Consider the following 23,293-nt stretch of genomic DNA (forward strand, 5'->3'; position numbering starts at 1 on the left):
GCCCTTCGACGTCCAGACGCAATTGGTTGATGTAGTCGCCCGTGGCGTCGCCGTAGACGCTATGGAACAGCATCCCTTGTTGCATCGGCGACAACGGATACAGGTCGGCGATCTGCGCCGTCGCCACCGGCAATCCATCGAGTTGCTGCTGGTTCAGGCGGGCCAGGGGGAAGTCCGACGGCGTCACGCCGCCATGCTCGCCGTGGCAGCAATGTTCGATCAGGCCTTGCAACTCGCGGGCGTAATCGTCGGCCAGAGCCTGGACGGTGGCTTCGTTGAACTGCTCGCGGCTGAAGGTCCAGCCCAGGTTCAGTTCGCCGCCAAACACTTGGCCGTTAAGCGCCAGGACGTTGGACAGCGGTGCCTGGGCGCTCAATTCATCGCCGGCGCCTTCGCTGGCCGGCACGAACAAGGCACCTTGCGCTTCGCTGAAGCTGGCATCGAACTGCCCCAGGTAATTGAAGGTCAGCTGCGGTACCGGCAGCCGGGCAAGGATCGCCTGCGTCGGGCTATCCGCCAGATGGGCCAAGGCACCGAAACCCAGACCTTTGTTGGGGATCGAGCGCAACTGCTCCTTGATCTGCTTGAGGGAATTCCCCAGATCCGTCAGCGGCGTCAGTCTGGCCGGGTACAGGCTGGTGAACCAACCAACGGTGCGGGTCAGGTCCACGTCATCGAACAACGCTTCGCGGCCATGGCCTTCGAGCTGGATCAACGCGCTGTCGGAGCCGGTCCAGCGCACCATGACCCGGGCCAACGCGGTGAGCAGCAGATCATTGACCTGGGTGCGATAGGCCTTGGGCGCGTCTTGCAGCAGTTGGCGGGTCAATGAAGCATCGAGCCGGGTGCGTACCGTCAGCGCGAGGTGGTTCTGCTGGCCGCCCTGGGGATTGTCCATCGGCAACTGCCCATCGACGCCCTCCAACTGGGTCTGCCAGTAGGCCAGTTCTTCCTGCAACGACGCGCTGCGGGCATAACCTTGCAAACGTTCGGCCCAGACCTGTGCCGAGGTCGTTTTCGCCGGCCACTGCAGCATCGCGCCGTCGGCCAGTTGCCGGTAGGCGCTTTGCAGATCGTCGAACAGAATCCGCCACGACACGCCATCCACCACCAGGTGGTGGATCACCAGCAACAGCCGCTGGCTGCCATCGGCCAGCGTCGCCAGCACCGCCCGCAACAATGGCCCGTCTTGCGGGTCCAGGCTGCGTTGCGCGCGGTTGGCAATATTATCCAGCGCCTGAGCGTCGGGCACATCCACCGCCCAGAGCAGGTCTGCGCAGTGGCTGGCCGGGGACCGGTAAGAGGCCTGCCAGCCCTCGCTGCGTTCGCTGAAGCTCAAGCGCAAGCCATCGTGATGCACCACCAGCGCGCTCAAGGCTTGCGCCAGCACACGGGCATCCAGAGCGTGTGTGGGCTTGAGCATCACTGCCTGGTTCCAGTGCTGACGCTCCGGGATCGCCTGCTCGAAGAACAGCCGTTGCACCGGCAACAGGGTCAGTTCACCGGTCACCGGGCCTTGATCGATGACGTGCGTGGTTTCACCCAGACGCGCCACCACCGCCAACGCTTCGACGGTCTGGTGCTGGAACAAGTCTTTGGGGGTGAAATGAATACCGGCCTGCCGGGCGCGGCTGACCACCTGGATCGAGACGATGGAATCGCCCCCCAGTTCGAAGAAGTTATCCCGCAGGCCGACTTGCCCGAGCTTGAGCACGTCCTGCCAGATGGACACCAGTTGCTGCTCCAGGGTGCTGCGCGGTGCCACGTAGCGTTGCTGCAATTGGCTGACGTCAGGCTTGGGCAGGTTCTTGCGGTCGAGCTTGCCGTTGGGGGTCAGCGGCAGGCGTTCGAGCAGCAGCAGATAGGCCGGGACCATGTGCGCCGGCAGGGTGGCCTTGAGTTGGTCGCGCAGGTGCTCGGTGAAATCGGCACGCGAGACCATTGATTCATCGGCCACCACATAGGCCACCAGACGCTTGCCGCTGCCGGCGCTGCCTTCCTGGGCGACCACCACCGCTTCACGCACGCCATCGAGGGCTTGCAGGCTGGCTTCGACTTCTCCCAGTTCGATACGGAAACCACGAATCTTCACCTGGTTGTCGATGCGGTCCAGGTAATCGAACGTGCCGTCGGCGCGCTGGCGCACCAGGTCGCCAGTGCGGTACAGCAAGCCACCGCCCGCACTGAACGGGTCGGCGACAAACCGCTCGGCCGTCAAGCCTGGACGGTTGAGGTAACCCCGGGCCAGACCGCTGCCACCCAGGTACAGCTCACCGGCCATGCCTTGGGGCAGCAGGTTCAGGTCGGCGTCCAGCACGTAGGCGCTGCGGTCGCCGATGCGGCTGCCGATGGGCGCATACGCGGCCCCGCACACTACGTCACGACCCGCTTTCCAGATCAGCGGCGTGACCACGGTTTCGGTCGGGCCGTAGCCGTTGATGATGAAGTCTGGATTCAGGGCGCGCTTGACCCGTTCGAAACTGGCATTGGCCACCGCATCGCCGCCAAAACAATAGATGCGCACCTTCGGCGGGTTGCCTTCGCGCTCGGCGTGTTCGGCCAGTTGTTGCAGGTACACCGGCGGGAACGCCACCACCGTCACAGCGTGCTCGCGCATGGCGTTATAGGTTTGTTCCGGGGTCCACAGGCTGTCATCGCGAATCAGCAAAGAGGCACCGTGGGTCAGGCTGGTGAGCCAGCGCTCATGGGCACCGTCGAAGGCGAAGGACATGAAATGGAATTCGCAATCGCTGCTGTGCATTTCATAGCGCTCGCCGATGGCCTGGCAGTGCATCGCCAACGGACCATGGGCCACACTCACCCCCTTGGGATTACCGGTGGAACCGGAGGTGTAGATCACGTAAGCGAGATTCTGCGGGTCGATCTGGACGGACGGTGTGCTCACCGGTTGCAGGCTCAGGTCCAGGTGATCGAGTTCCAGCACCCGGGCGGCGCTTTCCAACGGCAACTGCGCCGACACCCGGGAGTCGGTGAGCAACAACGCCAGCCCTGAATCCTCGATCAGGTACGCCAGGCGCTCGCGGGGGTAGCTGGTGTCCAGCGGCACGTACGCACCGCCGGCCTTGAGCACCGCCAGCAGCGCGACAATCACCCCTTCGCTGCGCGGCAAAGCCACACCGACCCGGGTTTCCGGGCCCACACCCTGGGTTATCAGTGCGTGGGCCAATTGGTTCGCCCGCCGCTCGATGTCGCCATAACTGAAATGCTGGCCGTCAAAGATCACCGCCGTACTGTGCGGGTTTAGCGTCGCCAGATGGGCGATGCGCTGGTGTACGGCAATGTCGGTCGGGTATGGCTGCGGGTGGTTGGCCGCCTGCTGCCGGGCCTGCTCCTCGGCGCCGGCCAAGGCGATTTCCCCCAGGTTGCGCAGCGCCGATTCGGCGAAGCGTTCCAGCAGTTGCAACAGATGCTCGCTGATGCCAGCGATGGCCGCCGGGCTGAAATGCGCCCGGTCGAAGCTGTAGTGCAGCGCCAGGCTCTGGCCAATGGTCACCGCAACGCTCAACGGGTAATGGGTTTGCTCCTGGTGTGTGACCTCACCGAACACCACGCCCTGCCCGGCGCCTTCTTGCAGGGCCTGGGCGATGGGGTAGTTTTCGAACACCAGGATGTTGTCGAACAGCGCTTCGCCGCCCTGCCCGGCCCAGCGCTGGATGTCGGCCAGCGGCGTGTGTTCGAAATCGCGCAGGCTCAGGTTCTGCGCCTGCACCGCTTGCAGCCAGGCCCCGACCGACTGATCCGGGCGCGGCGCGGCGATCACCGGCAACGTGTTGATGAACAGGCCGACCTGTCGCTCGATGCCCGGCAAGTCCGCCGGACGCCCGGCCACGGTGGCGCCAAAGGCGACGCAGTCGTGACCGGTATAGCGTTGCAGCAACAACAGCCACGCCGCTTGCACCAAGGTATTGAGGGTGACTTTCTGCTGGCGGGCAAACTGTTCCAGGACCTGGGTGCGCTGAACGTCCAGGGTCTGGAAGTGATCGCCATGACCGCTGTGGATTTCGCTGGCGGACATCACTCGCGCCAAGCGGGTCGGCTCCTGCAAAGTCGCCAGTTGAGCGCTCCAGAACGCCTCGCTCAACTGCCCGTCCTGACGTTGCAGCCAGGCGATGTAATCGCGATAGCGCCCGACAGCGCTGGCCGACGTGCGGCCGCTGTAGCGTTGCATCACCTCACCGAGCAGCTGCGAATTGCTCCAGCCGTCCATCAAGATGTGGTGATAGGTGTAGATCAAATGCCAGTGGTCGGTGCCGGTCTGCACCAGCACCAGGCGCAACAGCGGCGCCTGGCTCAGATCGAAACCTTGCGCGCGCTCGGTATCGGCCAGCGCGGCAAGGGCCTGCGCCGGATCGCTACGCTCGCGCCAGTCCAGCATCGTGAACGGCAATTGCACCTTCTTGTGGACGATCTGCAGCGGTTGCTGCAATTGCCCCTGCCAGACGAAGCCGCTGCGCAAGATGTCCTGCGCATCGACGGTGGCTTGCCAAGCGGCGCGGAAACGCTCGGGGTCCAGGCCTTGCACGTCCACCCGCAACTGGTTCACGTACTCACCGGCGGCCTGCTCGTAGAGGGTGTGGAACAACAGCCCCTGCTGCATCGGCGACAGTGGATAGAGATCGTCGAGTTGGCCGGCCGGCACCGGCAGCCCGTCGAGTTGCGCCTGAGTGACAGACGCCATCGGGAAATCCGACGGTGTGGCTTGCGGCGTGACCAGGTTGGCGCAATGTTCGATCAGCGCCTTTAGCTCAATGGCGTATCGATCGACCAGTTGCTGCACGGTCGCGCGGTCGAACATCTCACGGCTGAAACCCCAACTCATCGCCAGTTCGCCGCCATAGACCTGACCTTCCACGGTCAGCCAGTTGGCCAGGGGTGCCGTCGGGTCCTGGGCGACGCCGCTGCCTTCGCTGGAGGGCACGAACAACGCCGCCTCATCGAACTGCCGGTCGAACTGCCCGAGATAGTTGAACGTGATGCGCGGGGGCGCCAGATCCGCCAGTTCGGCGCGCACCGAAGGTGCCGCCAAATGACGCAGCACGCCATAACCCAGGCCTTTGTCCGGGACGCCGCGCAGGTGTTCCTTGATCGCCTTGATCGAACCGCCGAGATCGTCGCTGGCCGTCAGCTTCACCGCGAACAGGCTGGTGAACCAACCCACCGTCCGGGTCAGGTCGATGTCTTCGAACAGCGCTTCACGGCCATGACCTTCCAGTTCGATCAGCGTGTCCGGCTGCCCGCTCCAGTGACTGATGGTGCGGGCCAGCGCGGTCAGCAGCAGATCGTTGACCTGGGTGCGATACGCCGCAGGTGCCCGCTGCAGCAATTGTCGGGTCAGTTCGGCATCCAGACGCCATTCGATCTTCGCGCCGTGGGCATTTTCCAGGCTGCCTTGGGGCCGGTCGCACGGCAGATCCAGCGCGCCCAGATGCTGGGCTTTCCAGTAGGCCAACTGATCGTCAAAGCGCGACGCTTCGGCGTCCAGACGCGCGGTCCAGCTCTGGAACGCACTGGTCTTGGCCGGCAAGGTCACGCCGCCACCCGCCGCCAGTTGTTCGTAAGCCTGCTGCAAATCTTCCAGCAACACCCGCCACGACACGCCGTCCACCACCAGGTGATGGATGACCAGCGCCAGCCGCTGACTGCCGTCGGCCAGATTCACCAACATGGCGCGCAACAGCGGCCCCTCTTGCAGGGAGAGGCTGCGCTGCGCCTCGTCGCACAGCGCATTCAATTGCTCGGCGGAGTGGGCTTCGCGCAGCCACAGATCCGCGCTTTGCCGCAGCGGTCCGTGGCTCTGTTGCCAGCCGTCCGCGCCAGGCACAAAGCGCAGGCGCAGGGCATCGTGATGATTGATCACGCAGGTCAGCGCCGCGTCGAGCCATTGCTCATTCAAGGGCTCGCGAGCGGTCAGCAGCAGCGACTGATTCCAGTGCTCGCGAGCGTTCATCGGCCGCGAGAAAAACTGCTGCTGGATCGGCCCGAGGAGGGCCGCGCCGGTGATGGGCCCCTGATCCACCGCACTGTGATGGTCGAGGCTGGCGACCAGGGCCAGGCTGCGCACGGTCTGGTACTGGAACAGATCACGCGGATTGATGCCGATACCGACCTGTCGCGCACGGCTCACCACTTGAATGGAGATGATCGAATCACCGCCCAGCTCAAAGAAATTGTCTTCGAGGCCGACGCGCTCCAGCCCGAGTACGTCCTGCCATATTTCAGCCAGCGCGATCTGCAGCGCATCCTGCGGCGCGACGAACGCCTGCTGCGGCGCCGCGTCCGGTTGCGGCAGGGCCTTGCGGTCCAGTTTGCCGTTGGCGGTGACCGGTAATCCGGCCAATGGCATCAGGTAGGTCGGCACCATGTATTCCGGCAGACTGCTCAGCAGCCAGGCCTTGACGTCCTGCTGCCACTGCTCGTGCGGGTGGGTGTGTTCCAGCACCAGATAACCCACCAGATGCTTGCCGTCCTGCACCAAGACCACCGCCTCGCGCACCAGCGGGTGCTGCATCAGGCGGGTTTCGATTTCGCCCAGTTCAATGCGCAGGCCACGTAGCTTGACCTGATGGTCGAGGCGGCCAAGGTATTCGATCACCCCGTCGGCACGCTGGCGCACCCGGTCGCCCGTGCGGTACAGGCGCTCGCCGTCATGGAAGGGGCACGGCACAAAACGCTCGGCGGTCAGCGCCGGGCGCTGGTGATAACTGCGCGCCAACCCCGCCCCGCCCAGGTACAACTCGCCAGACACGCCGTACGGCACCGGCGCCAATTGGGCGTCGAGCACGTGGGTGCGCACGTTGGCGATCGGCCGACCGATCGGCACGCAATCGGCACCTTCGTCGACGCACGTCCAGTGGGTCACGTCGATGGCCGCTTCGGTCGGCCCGTACAGGTTGTAGAGGCTGGCGTTCGGCAGTTTGGCGAAGACCTGTTTCTGCGCGTCCAGCGGCAAGGCTTCGCCGCTGCAGACGATGCGCCTTAGCCCTTCACAGGTGTCCACGCCCGGCTCATGGATAAACGCCTGCAGCATCGACGGCACGAAGTGCAGCGTGCTGATGCCGTAACGGTTGATGATCTCGATCAGTTGCTGCGGGTCGCGGTGCACGCCCGGCGCGGCCACCACCAGACACGCACCGGCCATCAGCGGCCAGAAGAATTCCCACACCGACACGTCGAAGCTGAACGGTGTTTTTTGCAACACCGCATCGCTCTCGTCCAGGCCGTAAGCCTGCTGCATCCAACACACACGGTTGACCAATGCCGCGTGACTGTTGCCCGCGCCCTTGGGTCTGCCCGTGGAGCCGGAGGTGTAGATCACATAGGCCAGACTCAGCGGATCAACCGTCACCTCGGGGCGACGCTGGCTGTAACCGTCGAGCCAGCCGCTCGGCTGATCGAGCAAAATCACGGTGATGCCATCAGTGGGCAGCCCCGCCGCCAGCGAGCGCTGGGTCAGCAGCAACGCGATGCCGCTGTCTTCGATCATGTAGGCCAGACGATCCTGCGGGTATTCAGGATCCAGCGGCACATAGGCGCCGCCAGCCTTGTGAATCGCCAGCAGGCCGACCACCATTTCCACCGAACGCTCGACGCAGATCCCCACCAGCGTGTCCGGCCGCACACCGCGCTCACGCAGCAGATGGGCCAGGCGGTTGGCGCGGGCATCGAGTTGGGCGTAGGTCAGGCTTTGTTCGCCAAACAACAACGCCGGAGCATCCGGAGTGCGCGCCACTTGGGCTTCAATCAGTTGATGCATGCAGCGGTCGCTCGGATAGCGTTGGCCCGTGGCATTGCAACCGTGCACCAGGGTGTTGTGCTCGTCGGCGTCGAGCAGCGGCAACTCACCGATGCGTAGCGACGGATCGGCGACCATCGCCGCCAACAAACGCAACCAATGCCGGGCCATGCGCGCGATGGTTGGCGCTTCGAACAGGTCGTTGGCGTACGTCAGCGCGGCATGCAGCTTGCCGGCCTTTTCGTAGGTGTCCAGGGTCAGGTCGAACTGGGTGGTACGGCCCTGCCAGTCGAGCATGCCAAGCTCCAGCCCGGACGCGGTGCTGGCCGTGGTGATGTCGGCCACGTGCGGCTGATGGTTGTACATCACCTGGAACAGCGGCGTATGGCTGAGGCTGCGCTCCAGCTTCAAGGCTTCGACCAGGCGCTCGAATGGCAGGTCCTGATGAGCCTGGGCACCAAGCGCGGTCTCTTTGACTGCGCGCAATAAATCGGCAACCCGCGTCTGCCCGTCGAGTTCGGTGCGAAGCACCTGGGTGTTGACGAAGAAGCCGATCAGGCCTTCGATTTCATCGCGATTGCGGTTGGCGATCGGCACGCCGACGCGGATATCGGACTGGCCGCTGTAGCGATGCAACAGCACGTTGAACGCGCCGAGCAACAGCATGAACAGCGTGACGCCATGCTGCTGGGCGGTGCTGCGCAGCTGCTCCGCCAAAGCGGCGTCGATGGCAAATTCATGACGGCTGCCGCGATAGCTCGGCATGGCCGGGCGCGAGTGATCGGTCGGCAGTTCGAGCACCGGATGCTCGCTGCCCAGTTGCGCCTGCCAATACTCGAGTTGCCGCGCCTGCTCGCCCGCTTCGAGCCAGCGGCGCTGCCACAGGGCGTAGTCGCTGTACTGGATCGGCAGTGGCGTGAGTTGCGGCGTCTGCCCCGCTTCATGGGCGTCGTAGCAGCGGATGAATTCGTCGATCAGCACGTTCATCGACCAGCCGTCGGAGACGATGTGGTGCAAGGTCAGCAACAGCACGTGTTCCTGCTCGTCGAGCTTGAGCAACTTCACCCGCAGCAGCGGCCCGACCGCCAGATCGAAGGGCAGCAGTGACTGTTGCTGCGCCGCCTCGGCCACCGCCCGCTCGCGCTCGGCGGCCGGCAAGGCACTGAAATCCTGTTGCTCGATCACCAGCGGCGCGCAGGTCGGCACTTGCAACAGGCTATCGTCCGCCTGACGCTGGAACACCGTACGCAGGGTTTCGTGACGTGCGACGAGGCTGGCGAAGGCCTGCTCCAGCGCCGTCAGGCTCAACGCGCCCTTGAGCCGCACCGCCCCCGGCAGGTTGTAGGCCGCGCTGCCGGGCTCCAGTTGCCAGAGGAACCACATACGCTGCTGGGCGTAGGACAAGGCTTGGCGATCTTCGGCTTCGACGCCCTGGGGGATGGGGAAACCGCTGAACTCGACGCCCTCCTTGTCCAGCGCCGCCAGGAACATCCGGCGCTTGTCCAGGGGCAACCCGATAAACCGGCGAGCAAGTTTCAAGGCGTCTTCAGCATTCATTTCTGGGTATCCGGAATCAGTGGGCACAAGGCACAAAGGCATGTCGTCCCTATAAAACGAATGCAGACCGGAAAAATTAGCGTTTGAGAATAGAGGTCAGGAAAGAGGGAAATCCGTGGCTGTAGGAGCTGGCGTAGCCTGCGATCTTTTGATCTTGATCTTGATCTTGATCTTTCGCTTGAGACCTAAACTGTCCGGGACAAGATCGCAGCCTCGTTACACTCGTCAGCTCCTACACGGGGCGCAACCCAGCGGGAGCAAGCTCCCTCGCCACAAAAGCAGATTGTTTGTGAATCAGTGCATCAGGCGCTGATTGCCAACCCATGCCGCCGATGATGCACGCTCAACTGATCCTTGATCAGCCTTAGCACCCGGGCCTCGTGCTCATGGATAAAGAAGTGACCGCCGGCCAGCATGTCCACCGAAAAGCTGCCGGAGGTTTCCCGGCTCCAGCCGATCAGTTGCTCGGTGCTGGCCTTGTCGGTGGTGCCGCCGAGCACGTGCACCGGGCATTTGAGCGGCGCTCGGGTTCGCGGCTCGAAGCGCCCGCACAGCAGAAAATCCGCCCGCAGCACAGGCAAGGTCAGGGCCATCAGTTCTGCATTGGCCAGTACTTCTTCGCTGGTGCCATTGAGGGTGCGCAGTTGCTCGATCAATTCGGCATCGGTTTTCGGCGTGGCAAAACCGCGGTCGTAATCGGCGCGCATCGTCGGCGCCGCGGTGCCCGAGGCGAACAGCGCTACCGGTTCCGGGCAACCCAACTCGCGTAAGGCATGGGCGATTTCACAGGCCAGCAGCGCGCCCAGGCTGTGGCCGAACAGCGCATAAGGGGCCTGGAGCGTGGGGAGCAGTTCCCGGGCCAATTGCATCGCCAACGGGCCCATGTCGGTGTGCAGCGGCTCGCCGAAACGCGCCCCGCGGCCCGGCAACTCCACCGGTTGCACGTGCAACCATTGCGGCAATTTGCGCCGCCAGCGGCTGTAAACCATCGCGCTGGCGCCGGAATACGGCAGGCACAGCAGGGTCAGTTGGGTCACTGCGGTTTTCTCCGATCGGTCGTGTATGAAAGATAACGAAGTGGCAACACGGCGAATTAGTCGGCGTCGCGGGATGGCCCCCATGCTTTCACAGACGCCCCTATACTGGCGAGCATCTCGGTCAGATCCACTCCACAGGAGAACACCATGAGCTGGTCCGCCAAACAATACGTCACGTTTGAACAGGAACGCACCCGCCCGGCCCGGGACCTGCTGGCCGCCATCCCGCCAGGGCAGGCGCGCTCGGTGATCGACCTGGGGTGCGGCCCCGGCAATTCCACAGAATTATTGGTGGAGCACTTTCCCGGGGCCACGGTGCGCGGCCTGGACAGCTCCAGCGACATGATACAGGCCGCCCGCCAGCGCCTGCCCGAAGTGGCATTCGACACCGCAGACATCGGCCAATGGGACGAACCCGGCCCCTTTGATGTGATCTTCGCCAACGCGGTGCTGCAATGGCTGCCCGACCACGCTACGCTGCTGCCGTCACTGGTGAACAAACTGGCCGAGGGTGGCAGCCTGGCAATCCAGATGCCCGACACGCTGCACCAGCCATCCCACCGCTTGATGCGAGAAATCGCCGCCAATGGGCCTTGGGCCAGTCAACTGGCCGGAGCAGCCGATACGCGCACGGAAGTGGCCGATGCCAGCCAGTACTACTCGATCCTCAAGCCCCATTGCACCCGCGTCGATGTGTGGCGCACCACCTACCATCATCCGCTGGCCGGAGGCGCCGCAGGCGTGGTGGAGTGGTTCAAGGGCAGCGGTTTACGACCGTTTCTCGAGCCGCTGGATGAGGTGCAACGCGGGCAATACCTGGAGCAGTACCTCAACGCCGTCGAACAGGCTTATCCAACCCTGGACGATGGAACGGTGCTGCTGCCGTTTCCTCGTGTGTTCATGGTCGCAACCCGCTAGGAGGGTTAAATTTCCGGTCCCGGCCCTCGTTACCTGCTCAGACTAAAACCCACAAGAGTGACCGCCGTGGACCTGCAAACCATCCTGGGTAAACTGTTCGCCAACGCCGGCGCCGTTGGTATCGAAGGTGTTTTCCAATTCGTGTTCGGCCCCCAGCAGGCGTACTGGTCCGAGGTCAAGACCAGCAGCCGCACCCAGGCCGGTCGCCACAGCAGCCCCGACGTAACCATCGAAGTGGCGGAAAAAGACTTTCTCGGGATCATGGCCGGCATGGCCAACGTCGAGGAGCTGTTCGCCAGCGGACGCCTGAAGATCGGCGGCAACATGGGCCTGGCGACGTTGTTGCCGCAGATCATCGACCATGCCCGCCACGGCGGTGGCGCGGTGGAAAAAGTCGACATGAACAAGCGCTACCCCACCCCGCCGCGCTTCAGCGAACAGCTCACCGCCCGCCTGCCGACCCAACGCAGCGTGGAACGTCGGCCGCGCAGCGAGCTGTCGGTGCAGGAGTTTCGCGCGCGCTACCTGCCTCACGGCATTCCGGTGGTGATCAGCGATGCCTTGCAGGACTGGCCGTTGTTCAAGCTCAGCCGCGAAGAATCCCTGGTGCATTTTGCCGAGCTGCAAGGCATCACCCGCCACGGCGACTACGTGAAGAAAACCTTCTCCACCGAGCGGGATTTTCGCTCAACGTCCATGGCCGATTTCATTGCTTCCCTGGACAGCCCGGCGGTCAAGGGCGCCGATGGCGAACCGCCGGCCTACATGGGCAACAACATTCTGCCGGCGCAGTTGATGGAGCAGATCAAATACCCAGCCTACTTCGACCCGTTGCTGTTCATCCCCCCGCGCATCTGGATCGGCCCAAAGGGCACCCTCACCCCGCTGCACCGCGACGACACCGACAACCTGTTCGCCCAGGTCTGGGGCCAGAAAACCTTCACCCTCGCCGCCCCCCATCACCGCGAAGCCCTCGGCACCTGGTCCACGGCGCCACAAGGCGGGCTGGACGGTTGCGATTTCAACCCTGACGCGCCGGACTACCAGCGTTTCCCCCGCGCCCGTGATGTGACCTTCCTGCGGGTGACGCTGGAAGCCGGGGATCTGCTGTTCCTGCCTGAAGGCTGGTTCCATCAGGTGGAGTCGGTGTCCACTTCGTTGTCGGTGAATTTCTGGGTGAATTCGGGGCGGGGTTGGTGAGAGCCGATTTGAGGCAAGCTGCCTTTGTGGTGAGGGGATTTATCCCCGCTGGGGTGCGAAGCGCCCCCATTCAAACTGTCTGGCACACCACAGTTGCCAGGTTTTGGGGCTGCTGTGCAGCCCAGCGGGGATAAATCCCCTCGCCACAGGTTTTGTGTTCGCCAGGGGTGGCGCGTCATTCCATCGTGAAGATCACTTCACCCAAATGAACTCCACGCACCTCATACCAGTCAGCAGGTAAGGCCCTCCATTCAAGGTGCTAGACCATGCAGATATCCCTCGCCCGCCAGGTTGCCCTGGTCACCGGCGCCAGTTCCGGCATCGGAGCGGGCTCGGCCAGGGCATTGGCGGCGGCCGGTGCCGCCGTGGTGCTCAATTACCACTCCAGCGCCGGCCCGGCCGAAGAACTAGCCCGCGAGATCAACGCCAACGGCGGCCAGGCCATCGCTATCGGTGCCGATGTATCGAAAGAGCAAGACGTCGAACGGTTGTTCGCCCAGACCCTGGACGCGTTTGGCACGCTGGACATTCTGGTCGCCAACTCTGGCCTGCAAAAAGACGCCGCCGCCGTCGACATGAGCCTGGAGGATTGGAACACCGTGATCAGCGTCAACCTGACCGGTCAGTTCCTCTGCGCGCGCGCTGCACTGCGGATTTTCGAACGTCAGGGCATTCGCCAGGGCGTGTCCCGGGCCGCGGGCAAGATCATCCACATGAGCTCGGTGCATCAGCGTATTCCTTGGGCGGGTCACGCCAATTACGCCGCGTCCAAGGGTGGCGTCGATCTGCTGATGCAGAGTCTGGCCCAGGAAACCAGCCACCAACGCATCCGCATCAACAGCATCGCGCCCGGCGCGATCCGCACGGCCATCAACCGCGAGGTGACCGAAGGCGAACAGGAGCAAAAACTGCTGGAGCTGATCCCTTACGGTCGTATTGGCGATGTGGAAGACGTCGCCAACGCGGTGGTCTGGCTGGCGTCGGATTGGTCCGATTATGTGGTAGGCACCACATTGTTCATTGATGGCGGGATGAGCCTTTATCCGGGGTTTCGTAACAATGGCTAACCATCACGAACCGCAAAGCCCTATCGAGAACCACGGCATCATCGGTGACATGCGCAGCGCCGCGCTGGTCAACGACCGAGGCAGCGTCGACTTTTTCTGTTGGCCGGAATTCGACAGCCCATCGATTTTCTGCTCGCTGCTGGACACCCCCGAAGCGGGCATCTTCCAGCTCGCCCCCGACCTGCCCCACGCCCGTCGCCAACAGATCTACCTGCCTGATACCAACGTGCTGCAAACCCGCTGGCTGAGTGACGGTGCGGTGGTGGAGATCACCGACATGCTACCCATCAGCGACAGCGAGGATGATTTGCCGGTGCTGATGCGCAAAGTGCACATGACCGTCGGCCGGGCGACCTTTCGCATGCGCTGCGCGGTGCGCCACGACTATGCGCGAGCAGCGACCACTGCGCGCCGGGACGGTGATCACGTCCTCTTCGAAGCCGCGCAACAACCGACCCTGCGCTTGTGTTCCGATCAGGCCATGACGCTGAGCGGCAACGCGGCGCAGGCCGAGTTCACCCTGGAAGAGGGCCAGACTGCCGAGTTCCTGTTGGGCGGTATCGACGACCCACGACTTCAGGATGACGTCAGCGCCCTCTGCCTGGAACGAACCCTGGCGTTCTGGCGCGGCTGGATCGGCCAATCGAATTATCGCGGGCGCTGGCGCGAGGTGGTCAACCGCTCCGCCCTGGCGCTGAAACTGCTGACCTCGCGCAAACACGGCGCCATTCTTGCCGCCGCCACTTTCGGCCTGCCGGAAACCCGTGGCGGCGAGCGCAACTGGGATTACCGCTACACCTGGATCCGCGACGCGTCCTTCACCGTTTACGCGTTCATGCGCCTGGGCTTCGTTGAAGAAGCCAACGCCTACATGCGTTTTCTGCGGGGCCGGGTCAGTGACTGCTGCGACCAGCCGACCAAGCTCAACATCCTGTATGGCCTGGATGGCAGGCAGGAGCTGCCAGAAACCGAGTTGTCGCACCTGAGCGGCTTCGGCAATGCTCAGCCGGTGCGCATCGGCAACCTCGCCTATAAACAGGTGCAACTGGACATCTTTGGCGAGCTGATGGACGCGGTGTACCTGGTCAACAAGTACGGCGAAGCCATTTCCCACCAAGGCTGGAAACACACCGTCAACGTGGTCGATCAAGTGTGCGAAATCTGGCAGGACAAGGACGTGGGCATCTGGGAAATGCGCGGCGACAAGCAACACTTCCTGCATTCGCGCCTGATGTGCTGGGTCGCCGTCGACCGCGCCATCCGCCTGGCCGAAAAACGCTCCCTGCCCGCCCCGTTCGCGCGCTGGGACCAGACCCGCCAGGCCATCTACGAAGACATCTGGACAAACTTCTGGAACGAGGACCGGCAGCATTTCGTCCAGCGCCTGGGCAGCACCGCTCTCGACGGTTCGATGTTGTTGATGCCCCTGGTGCGCTTCGTCAGCGCCCGCGACCCGCGCTGGCTTTCAACCCTTGATGCCATTGAAAAAAGCCTGGTGCGCGACGGCATGGTGTACCGCTACCGCAACGACGACAGCCCCATCGACGGCCTCAACGGCACCGAAGGTTCGTTCGTCGCCTGCTCGTTCTGGTACGTCGAATGCCTGGCCCGCGCCGGCCGCGTGGAAAAAGCCCAGCTGGAGTTCGAGCAGTTGCTGCGCTACGCCAATCCACTGGGCTTATACGCCGAAGAGTTCGACAGCCACGGCTACCACTTGGGCAACACCCCCCAAGCGTTGAGCCACCTGGCACTGATCAGCGCTGCCAGCTTCCTGGACCGCAAATTGAGTGGGGACAAGACGCATTGGCAGCCGTGAGTTGTACGTGTGAATGAAAATAAATCTTTTGTGGCGAGGGAGCTTGCTCCCGCTCGACTGCGCAGCAGGCGCAAAATCTCCATGACACAAGGGGGTCGCTTCGCAACCCAGCGGGAGCAAGCTCCCTCGCCACAGAGGACAGGGTGTAACGACTATCGCGTAGGCTCTGCCAATTCGATGTCATCCAACGCACGCTCAGCCAACAACGTACACAGTTCAATCAACTGCTGAACCCCCAGCGCCACATGCCGCCGGGAGCCTTCCAGCTCGAACGCCAGGTCACTGACCATCGCATTGGCCGAAGCCAGGGTTTCGCTGAGGCTGGTCAGCACGGATTCGGTGTTGAGGCCTGGGACCACTGAAAATACCTGGCCATTCTGGGTATCGGGTTTGGCTGGGGCCGGGGGAGACAAGTGGATATTCAGCGCCCGGTCGGCGGCTTCGCGGAGTTTTTTTGTGTCGAGGGTGGTGTAGGCGGACAGGTTTTCGGCTTTTGGGGGGTTGGGGGTGATCTTGACCATGGTGAAGCTCCATTCAAAAGAGGGAGTTCGCCCTTTCCGCGACCAAGCAGGAGGGTGGCGAACTGTACGCAGGTTGGTCGACCAGGGAATGGAAACCCGGCAGGGCCCGAAGCCCTCCCACGCACAGCCAGCCATAAAGCAGCTTGCCGCTCGCGCGGCACCGTGCGCCATTCTAAACCCGGGCGACCAAACCCGGTCGCTGATTTTGCAGCGACCGGCAAAGCCTAGCCCCGCCGCTTCCGAACCGGCAACCGCCACGACTCGTCAGAAAATTCCGGCTCACCTATTTTTTTGTAGGAACTCCACACCCTTGTGGCGAGGGGATTTATCCCCGCTGGGCTGCGTAGCAGCCCGTCCATAGGCCAATCCAATTTGCCAGACAGACCGAGTTGACCGTTTTCGGGGCTGCTACGCAGCCCAGCGGGGATAAATCCCCTCGCCACAGAAGCGGGCACCAACATTTCTCCATCTATCGCTGCCGCCGGTTTCAGGTTGCCAGCCCCGCAAACCCCTCCTAAGATCGATGCACTCAAGGGTGCAGCGGAGCTGCCCGATAAAACCCGATTCAAGGATCTGACATGACCCATGTAAAACGCCCCATCACCACACCGCCGCGAACAGGCCTGACCCGGGAAGACCTCTGGGAAGGTCAGGACAAAGGCCTGATCAAGTGCTGGGAAATCGGCCGCGACCGGGCGCTGAAGTTTCCCGAACTGGCGCAACGTTGCCTGGCCGGTGAGTTGCCAGTGCTGGGCTGGAAAGGCGGTGTCAGTCGCAGCCTGAAGAAAAACGAAAAGTTCGGCTGCCTCAAGTACCTCGCCCAATGGCAGGGCCTGCGCGGTGAAGACCTGGACATCGACCTGTCCCAGGACCGCACCCTGACCTGCTCCAGCACGAACATGATCGTGACCTTCACGCCGGATCGGAGCAAATACGTCAATCAGGAACCCGCATAACCTCAACCGGGCGCCGCCGGAGGTCGACATGAAGCAGGAACCGAAGGTCAGTTTTGCGGTGACGCCGCTGTTGCGCATCGCCTACGAAGAGCATGGCCCCGCCAACGGCGAGCCGGTCATCCTGCTGCATGGGTTCCCTTACGACCCCAGGGCCTTTGATGACGTCGCACCGGCCCTCGCCCAGCGCGGCTATTGGGTCATCGTGCCGTACCTGCGCGGCTACGGCCCGACCCAGTTCAATGACCCGAGCATTCTGCGCTCCGGCCAGCAAGCGGCGCTGGCCCAGGATCTGCTGGACCTGATGCAGGCCCTCGCCATCCCCCAAGCCGCGTTGTGCGGCTACGACTGGGGTGGGCGGGCCGCGTGTATCGTGGCGGCGCTGTGGCCCGAGCGTGTGCGCTGCCTGGTGACCGGGGATGGCTACAACTTGCAGGACATTCCCCGATCGACTCAGCCTTTGGACCCTGACGCCGAGCACAGATTGTGGTACCAGTATTACTTCCACACCGCCCGGGGCGTCGAGGGCCTGACGCAGAACCGGCGCGAACTGTGTCAGTTGCTCTGGCGCCTGTGGTCGCCGACCTGGACGCGCGGCGCAGCGCTGTATCCACTCAGCGCCCCGTCTTTCGACAACCCGGATTTCGTCGAGGTGGTGATTCATTCCTACCGCCATCGCTTCATGTACGCACCGGGCGACCCGACGCTGGAGTGGCTGGAGGAGCGACTGACCGCGCAACCGGCCATCAGCGTGCCGAGCATTTCCCTGTGCGGTGCCGATGACGGCGTCGGACCTGCGCCTGAACACGACGAAGACGCCGAGCATTTCACCGGTTTTTACGAGCGTCGAGTGCTGGCCGGCGTTGGGCACAACATTCCCCAGGAAACTCCCCAGGCCACGCTCAAGGCATTGCTGGATCTGCTTGAAGGCTGACCGCGAAACGCTCGCGATAGGCCTGCGGCGTCACACCCATGGCCCGCAGGAAACTGCGGCGCAGGGTTTCTTCGCTGCCGAAGCCGCATTGTACCGCTACCCGTTTGATCGACAGCGCAGTGTCGGCCAGCAGTCGGCGGGCGGTTTCCACGCGAATCAACTCCACGGCCCGCGCCGGGGTCTGGCCGGTATCGGCGCGGTAGTGCCGTACAAAGCTGCGCTCACTCATCCCCGCTTCGGCCGCCAGGTTCGGCAAGCCCAGGTCGCGGGTGAGGTTTTCCGCGATCCAGGCGTGCAAATCATCGAACCGACTGCCTTGCTTTTGTAGCGACAAGGTCACGCTGAACTGCGATTGGCCGCCAGGGCGCTTGAGGAACACTACCAGGTGCCGGGCGACCTCCAGCGCCACCGCACGGCCCAGGTCCTCCTCGACCAGCGCCAGGGCAAGGTCGATGCCGGCCGTGACCCCGGCCGAGGTCCAGACCGGACCGTCGTTGATGAAAATCGGGTTGGGTTCGACCCGCAGTTGCGGATGTTGCTCGGCCAGTTGTTCGCAGCGGGTCCAGTGCGTGACCACTCGACGCCCGTCCAGCCAACCGCTGGCGGCCAGCAGGAACGCCCCGGTGCACACCGACGCCACCCGGCGCGAACGCAGGCCATGATCCTTGACCCAGGCCACCAGCGCCGGATCCTTCGCCGCTTCGTACACGCCCCAGCCTCCGGCGATCAACAGCGTGTCACTGCCTTCGCTCGGCAACGGCTCGGCCATCAGCGCCAACCCCGCCGAGGACATCACCGCCCCACCGCCCACAGCGATGACCATCGGCGTGTACGGCAGCGGCAGGCCGTGCTGGCGGGCCAGGTCGTTGGCCGATGCGAAGACCTGCAAGGGCCCGGTGACATCGAGCACTTGCACGTTGGCGAAGGCCAGGACATGAACGGTTTTCGGTGGGCTGGGCATATTGGCGTAATTCGTGGGCTTATTGGCGTATACGCCAGAGCCTACGGCTCTAAAGTAAAACCGTCCACCCCTCGGGCATCATCCAAAGGAGAACGCGACATGACGTTGCAGATCGGTTTGCTGTTATTTCCCCAAGTCCAGCAGTTGGACCTGACCGGCCCTTATGACGTGCTGGCCTCGTTGCCAGACGTGAAGGTCCACCTGGTCTGGAAGGACCTGGCGCCGGTCACCGCCAGCACCGGGCTGGTGCTGCTGCCCACCACCACGTTCGAGGACTGCCCGAAGCTCGACGTGATCTGCGTCCCCGGCGGGACCGGCGTCGGCGCCCTGATGGAAGACGAACAGACACTGGCCTTCATCAAGCGGCAAGCCGCCAACGCGAAATACATCACCTCGGTATGTACCGGTGCGCTGGTGCTCGGTGCCGCGGGTCTGCTGCAAGGCAAGCGTGCCACCACCCACTGGGCCTATCACAGCCTGCTGCAAACCCTGGGCGCGACGCCGGTCAAGAACCGCGTAGTCCGCGATGGCAACCTGCTCACCGGTGGCGGCATCACCGCCGGAATCGACTTTGCCTTGACCCTGGCGGCCGAACTGTTCGACCAGGACACCGCCGAACTGGTCCAACTGCAGCTCGAGTACGCCCCTGCCCCGCCGTTCAACGCCGGCAGCCCGGACACCGCCCCGACCCAGGTGCTGGAAGAAGCCAACCGGCGTGCAGCGGAGTCGTTTCGAGTGCGCTCGCAGATCACTCAACGGGCAGCGGCGCGATTGGCACAGCAATAACGATTCAATTCAGAACGGGCTGGCCGTCGGGCGCACCACCAGTTCGCTGACGTCCACATCGGCCGGCTGTTCAATGACATAGGCAATCGCCCGGGCAATCGCCTCGGCGGGAATGGCGATCCGGCGGAATTCACGCATCTCGGCGCGCCCGCCTTCATCGGAAATGCTTTCAGCCAACTCCGACTCGGTTACGCCAGGGGAAATCACCGTCACCCGCACGTCACCGCCGACCTCCTGGCGCAAACCCTCGGAAATCGCCCGCACGGCGTACTTGGTCGCACAATACACCGCAGCCGTTGGGCTGACCGCGTAGGCACCGATGGAGGCGATGTTGATGAACTGGCCACTGCGTTGACGCTGCATCAGCGGCAGGCCGGCGGCGATACCGTGGAGCACGCCACGAATGTTGACGTCGATCATGCGGTCCCATTCCTCGACTTTCAGCGCCTCGAGTTTGGAGAGCGGCATGACACCGGCATTGTTGATGATCACGTCGACCTTGCCGAATCGCTCGACAGCGAAGTCGATCAGGCTCTGGACATCATCACGGCGCGTCACGTCCACGGCTTTGCAAGCAGCCTGCTGGCCGTCGGCTTCAAGTTCCTGCACCAGCGCCTGCAAGCGATCGACGCGTCGTGCACCCAGCACCACTCGCGCGCCCCGGGCAGCCAGCAACCGTGCGGCGGCTTCGCCAATACCGCTGCTGGCGCCGGTGATAACCACAACTTTGTTTTGAATAGTGGACATGATGGTTTCCTCGTCTGGATGTATTGCCCCCCGGTGGGAGCGTTTTGACAGGTCCAGATTAGGGAGCAGATCCGTGTCTGGGTTAGCCGGATCCTCCTGCGCCCTTGCACGATCCTGTAGCGATAAAACCGCCTCTGGTCGTCGGGCGCACAATCGGCTTTACTAGCGCGGTCAACGCATTTGGCCAGGGAGATAGATCGGCATGTCGGTATCCACGTCCATCCACGTTGCGCCTGAGGACGGCGTCAACCCGCGCCGCACCGAACTGGCGGAACTAATGAAGCGCTTCGCCCCGGAATTCGGCGTTCATCCCACCGCCATCGAGGCCTTGCACCTGATCCGTAGCGACCAGCCCACTGAAGCCCTGCACACGATCCACAAGCCCGGTTTATGTGTGATCGTCCAGGGCCGCAAAGAGGTTCGGCTGGCGGATGAATGCTACGTCTATGATTCGCTCAACTACCTGGTGGTATCGGTCACCCTGCCGCTGGCGGGTCAGGTGATCGAAGCCAGCCCCGAGCACCCCTACCTGTGCATTCGTCTGGATATCGACCCGGCGCAGATCTGCCGTCTGATCGCCGACGCCAGCCCCATTGGAGTACCGGCCCAGCGGACCGGTCGCGGATTATTCCTGGATCGCATCGATGCGCCGCTGCTCGATGCCGTGTTGCGTTTGCTGCGGCTGTTGGAGAGTCCAGACGATATCGCCACGCTCGCGCCCTTGGCCCAACAGGAGATTTTCTACCGCCTGCTACGGGGTGCCCAAGGCCAGCGCTTGCACGAAATTGCCATCCCCGACACGCAAACCCACCGCATCAGTCGCGCAATCGAGTGGCTCAACAGCCATTATGCCGAGCCGCTGAGCATCGATAGCCTGGCACAAATGATCAATCTCAGTCCTTCGGCATTGCATCATCGCTTCAAAGCCGTGACCGCCATGAGCCCGCTGCAATACCAGAAACAGCTGCGCCTGCAGGAAGCCCGACGGCTGTTGCTGGCGGAGAACAGCGACGTTTCGTCAATCGGCTACAAAATGGGGTATGAAAGCCCCTCGCAGTTCAGCCGCGAATACAGCCGTCTATTCGGCGCCTCGCCGAGCAAGGACATCGCCCGACTGCGTGCCCAGGCCTTGCAGGCAAGTCGCGCCTGATCCTGCACACAAACAGAATCAGGCAAATCAAGGGCAGTATCCGCCTAACGGTGCCCCTCTCCTCGCCCCTACTCTGAACCCATGCAGCAAGACTACCGTCCGGGCTGCAACGGGTTCAGCAGATCGCGACATCTGAACGACCTGGCACTCAACCCCTTTGATATGACCGGAGTCATCGCCATGAAAACTTTCAGCTCCTTGATCGCCGTTACCACCTTCGTCCTGAGCGTCAGTGCCTTTGCCCTGCCGAGCCAGCAGCAGGACCGTTTCTTTACGCAAACGCTCGGATATCAGCAGCCTGTGGCCGCTGATGGTTCGGACCGTACACCTGGCCAGGCCCTTGCCGCTGATGGCTCGGACCGCACACCTGGGCAGGCCCTTGCCGCTGATGGCTCAGACCGTACGCCTGGGCAAGCCCTTGCCGCTGATGGTTCGGACCGTACACCTGGGCAAGCCCTTGCCGCTGATGGTTCGGACCGTACCATGGCGCAACGCCTGGCTTGATAGGTCGGCTTTTCTGCAGACGAAAAAAAACCCGCCGAGGCGGGTTTTTCCAAGACCATTACGACTCCCTGTCGATAGCCATCCTTGCAAGGTCGATCGTCCATGATCCTGAAGCACTCCCTGTGCTTCAGTGGTTGAGTACAGATTACGCATCGGATCCAAAGCGCAACAGACGATATAGCAACCATGGCGTGTAAGACATTCGCTATATCAGCCCTTCCGTAAACCCTTAGATTGTTCAGGCACGGAGGGGTCAGGCCTTGGTCAGGAATGCTTCGATATTCGCCATCTGCTCGTCCCAGCCACGGCTGTCCATACGAAAAGCCTTAAGCCGCCGCGCCTGCGGGATCCCGTTAAAGCCCGACTCCACCACTTTGAGCAAGGTGCCGCCATCCATGTCTTCAAGTTCGAACTGAACCCTCGTTTCGGGTTCCTGAGAGTAGTCCACCTGCGGTTCAATGGCGTACGGATGCCAGCGAAACGAAAAAACCCGCTCCGGCTCAACCCGCTCCACCGCAACGTCCCAGATGAGGTGTTCATAGCCTGGATAGGTGATCTGTCCCTGGGTCCGCTCGCCCGCGACAAATCGTCTGCCCTCAAGCGCGACACCAAACCATTGACCGAAGGCTTCGGCATTGGCCAAGGCCCGCCAGACCTGAGAGCGTGGCGCCTTGAGCAGAATTTTTCTTTCAATGCGATCAGATGAATGCATGAGTCACCTCCTGTGTTCAACACTAGGCCTGTAAGACCACGAGGCCAACCAGAAAGTTGTATCGACCCAGCGTTTGGGTACACTCCTTCGGCATTTGTAACCCCATCAGGGAGAGATCGACCATGTCCTCACGCTTGTTCCTAGGACTGACGCCGCTGCTTTTTGTCAGCGTCGTTCAAGCCAATGACTGCGCCAATGCTACCACCCAGGGAGCGATGAACCAGTGCGCAGCCCAAGAGCACGAAGCCGCTGACAACGAGCTGAACCAGCTGTACAAGCAGATCACTACACGCCTGAAAGATGACCCGCAGGCCAAGCAGCTACTGGTCAAGGCACAGCGGGCCTGGATCAGCTTCCGTGACGCCGAATGCAAATTTTCTGCGTCCGGAGTCGAGGGGGGTAGCGTTTATCCGCTGGTCCACAGCAATTGCACCACAGCCGCAACCAAGGCCCGGGTCAAGACGTTCAAGACCTACCTCAAATGCGAAGAAGGTGATCTGAGCTGCCCGGTTCCTGGGGCGTAACCCATTGATGCAAAAAAAAGGATGACCTCTTCAGGTCATCCTTTTTTCCGGCACAAAAACAAAACCCCTACCTGCGTCAGCAGATAGGGGTTTCGGAATTTAATCTTGACGATGACCTACTCTCACATGGGGAAACCCCACACTACCATCGGC

At 62.8% G+C, this 23,293-nt stretch carries 16 protein-coding genes (1 of these 16 running past the window's edge); 10 read left to right on the plus strand and 6 right to left on the minus strand.

The window, feature by feature from the left end; all coding sequences use genetic code 11:
* Positions 1-9,310: the 5' portion of a non-ribosomal peptide synthase/polyketide synthase gene (locus AAIS01_RS21915; protein ID WP_343470649.1), read on the minus strand. The gene continues 3,176 nt to the left of window position 1, outside the view; only the first 9,310 of its 12,486 coding nucleotides appear in the window; the start codon lies at positions 9,308-9,310; the stop codon falls past the left edge of the window.
* 302 nt (positions 9,311-9,612) lie between these two features.
* On the minus strand, positions 9,613-10,347 hold the full coding sequence (locus AAIS01_RS21920) for a thioesterase II family protein (protein ID WP_343470650.1): 735 nt from the start codon (positions 10,345-10,347) through the stop codon (positions 9,613-9,615).
* Between the two features lie 147 nt (positions 10,348-10,494).
* On the opposite strand from AAIS01_RS21920, the gene tam reads away from it, so the two are divergent.
* The 4 genes from tam (at position 10,495) to AAIS01_RS21940 (ending at position 15,348) form a co-directional block, all read left to right on the plus strand.
* On the plus strand, positions 10,495-11,265 hold the full coding sequence (gene tam, locus AAIS01_RS21925) for a trans-aconitate 2-methyltransferase (RefSeq protein ID WP_343470651.1): 771 nt from the start codon (positions 10,495-10,497) through the stop codon (positions 11,263-11,265).
* A 66-nt stretch (positions 11,266-11,331) separates the two neighbouring features.
* Positions 11,332-12,465, plus strand: coding sequence for a cupin-like domain-containing protein (locus AAIS01_RS21930; protein ID WP_343470652.1), 1,134 nt, complete (start codon positions 11,332-11,334; stop codon positions 12,463-12,465).
* Positions 12,466-12,731: 266 nt separating this feature from the next.
* A complete protein-coding gene (locus AAIS01_RS21935) occupies positions 12,732-13,532 on the plus strand; it encodes a glucose 1-dehydrogenase (protein WP_343470653.1) in 801 nt (266 codons plus the stop codon).
* Positions 13,525-15,348, plus strand: a complete 1,824-nt coding sequence (locus AAIS01_RS21940) for a glycoside hydrolase family 15 protein (protein WP_343470654.1) — start codon at positions 13,525-13,527, stop codon at positions 15,346-15,348. The genes AAIS01_RS21935 and AAIS01_RS21940 overlap by 8 nt, the downstream gene beginning before the upstream one ends.
* A 152-nt stretch (positions 15,349-15,500) precedes the next feature.
* On the opposite strand, the gene AAIS01_RS21945 is transcribed toward AAIS01_RS21940, so the two are convergent.
* On the minus strand, positions 15,501-15,869 hold the full coding sequence (locus AAIS01_RS21945; protein WP_343470655.1) for a DUF6124 family protein: 369 nt from the start codon (positions 15,867-15,869) through the stop codon (positions 15,501-15,503).
* Between the two features lie 578 nt (positions 15,870-16,447).
* Between AAIS01_RS21945 and AAIS01_RS21950 the strand changes: the two genes are divergently transcribed.
* Entirely contained in the window at positions 16,448-16,825 is a 378-nt protein-coding gene (locus tag AAIS01_RS21950) for a hypothetical protein (protein WP_343470656.1), read from the plus strand.
* 28 nt (positions 16,826-16,853) lie between these two features.
* The gene (locus tag AAIS01_RS21955) at positions 16,854-17,756 is read left to right on the plus strand and encodes an alpha/beta fold hydrolase (protein ID WP_343470657.1); all 903 of its coding nucleotides are present in this window, start codon (positions 16,854-16,856) and stop codon (positions 17,754-17,756) included.
* Here the strand turns inward: AAIS01_RS21955 and AAIS01_RS21960 are convergent.
* Entirely contained in the window at positions 17,725-18,717 is a 993-nt protein-coding gene (locus AAIS01_RS21960) for a GlxA family transcriptional regulator (RefSeq protein ID WP_343470658.1), read from the minus strand. The genes AAIS01_RS21955 and AAIS01_RS21960 overlap by 32 nt on opposite strands.
* A 99-nt stretch (positions 18,718-18,816) precedes the next feature.
* On the opposite strand from AAIS01_RS21960, the gene inhA reads away from it, so the two are divergent.
* Positions 18,817-19,503 carry an isonitrile hydratase gene (gene inhA / locus AAIS01_RS21965; RefSeq protein ID WP_343470659.1) on the plus strand — a complete coding sequence of 229 codons (687 nt, stop codon included), beginning with the start codon at positions 18,817-18,819 and terminating at the stop codon, positions 19,501-19,503.
* A gap of 9 nt (positions 19,504-19,512) precedes the next feature.
* On the opposite strand, the gene AAIS01_RS21970 is transcribed toward inhA, so the two are convergent.
* Entirely contained in the window at positions 19,513-20,250 is a 738-nt protein-coding gene (locus AAIS01_RS21970) for an SDR family oxidoreductase (protein WP_343470660.1), read from the minus strand.
* A gap of 202 nt (positions 20,251-20,452) precedes the next feature.
* Between AAIS01_RS21970 and AAIS01_RS21975 the strand changes: the two genes are divergently transcribed.
* Both AAIS01_RS21975 and AAIS01_RS21980 read left to right on the plus strand, forming a co-directional pair.
* Positions 20,453-21,400 (plus strand): AraC family transcriptional regulator, encoded by a 948-nt coding sequence (locus AAIS01_RS21975; protein ID WP_343470661.1) that lies wholly within the window; start codon positions 20,453-20,455, stop codon positions 21,398-21,400.
* Positions 21,401-21,580: 180 nt separating this feature from the next.
* Positions 21,581-21,904, plus strand: a complete 324-nt coding sequence (locus AAIS01_RS21980; RefSeq protein ID WP_343470662.1) for a hypothetical protein — start codon at positions 21,581-21,583, stop codon at positions 21,902-21,904.
* Between the two features lie 253 nt (positions 21,905-22,157).
* On the opposite strand, the gene AAIS01_RS21985 is transcribed toward AAIS01_RS21980, so the two are convergent.
* The gene (locus AAIS01_RS21985) at positions 22,158-22,616 is read right to left on the minus strand and encodes an SRPBCC family protein (RefSeq protein WP_343470664.1); all 459 of its coding nucleotides are present in this window, start codon (positions 22,614-22,616) and stop codon (positions 22,158-22,160) included.
* Positions 22,617-22,738: 122 nt separating this feature from the next.
* Between AAIS01_RS21985 and AAIS01_RS21990 the strand changes: the two genes are divergently transcribed.
* Positions 22,739-23,140, plus strand: coding sequence for a lysozyme inhibitor LprI family protein (locus AAIS01_RS21990; protein ID WP_343470665.1), 402 nt, complete (start codon positions 22,739-22,741; stop codon positions 23,138-23,140).
* The last annotated feature ends 153 nt before the right edge of the window (positions 23,141-23,293 follow it).

Source organism: Pseudomonas halotolerans (assembly GCF_039581215.1).
In the GTDB taxonomy this organism is placed as follows: Bacteria; Pseudomonadota; Gammaproteobacteria; order Pseudomonadales; family Pseudomonadaceae; genus Aquipseudomonas; species Aquipseudomonas tehranensis.

What these genes read in the sequence shown, in the direction of transcription:
- AAIS01_RS21955 (WP_343470657.1), top strand. Translation starts at nt 16,854, where the DNA reads ATGAAGCAGGAACCGAAGGTCAGTTTTGCGGTGACGCCGCTGTTGCGC.
- AAIS01_RS21945 (WP_343470655.1), bottom strand. Translation starts at nt 15,869, where the DNA reads ATGGTCAAGATCACCCCCAACCCCCCAAAAGCCGAAAACCTGTCCGCC.
- AAIS01_RS21940 (WP_343470654.1), top strand. Translation starts at nt 13,525, where the DNA reads ATGGCTAACCATCACGAACCGCAAAGCCCTATCGAGAACCACGGCATC.
- AAIS01_RS21970 (WP_343470660.1), bottom strand. Translation starts at nt 20,250, where the DNA reads ATGTCCACTATTCAAAACAAAGTTGTGGTTATCACCGGCGCCAGCAGC.
- tam (WP_343470651.1), top strand. Translation starts at nt 10,495, where the DNA reads ATGAGCTGGTCCGCCAAACAATACGTCACGTTTGAACAGGAACGCACC.
- AAIS01_RS21975 (WP_343470661.1), top strand. Translation starts at nt 20,453, where the DNA reads ATGTCGGTATCCACGTCCATCCACGTTGCGCCTGAGGACGGCGTCAAC.
- AAIS01_RS21980 (WP_343470662.1), top strand. Translation starts at nt 21,581, where the DNA reads ATGAAAACTTTCAGCTCCTTGATCGCCGTTACCACCTTCGTCCTGAGC.
- AAIS01_RS21950 (WP_343470656.1), top strand. Translation starts at nt 16,448, where the DNA reads ATGACCCATGTAAAACGCCCCATCACCACACCGCCGCGAACAGGCCTG.
- AAIS01_RS21935 (WP_343470653.1), top strand. Translation starts at nt 12,732, where the DNA reads ATGCAGATATCCCTCGCCCGCCAGGTTGCCCTGGTCACCGGCGCCAGT.
- AAIS01_RS21960 (WP_343470658.1), bottom strand. Translation starts at nt 18,717, where the DNA reads ATGCCCAGCCCACCGAAAACCGTTCATGTCCTGGCCTTCGCCAACGTG.
- inhA (WP_343470659.1), top strand. Translation starts at nt 18,817, where the DNA reads ATGACGTTGCAGATCGGTTTGCTGTTATTTCCCCAAGTCCAGCAGTTG.
- AAIS01_RS21990 (WP_343470665.1), top strand. Translation starts at nt 22,739, where the DNA reads ATGTCCTCACGCTTGTTCCTAGGACTGACGCCGCTGCTTTTTGTCAGC.
- AAIS01_RS21985 (WP_343470664.1), bottom strand. Translation starts at nt 22,616, where the DNA reads ATGCATTCATCTGATCGCATTGAAAGAAAAATTCTGCTCAAGGCGCCA.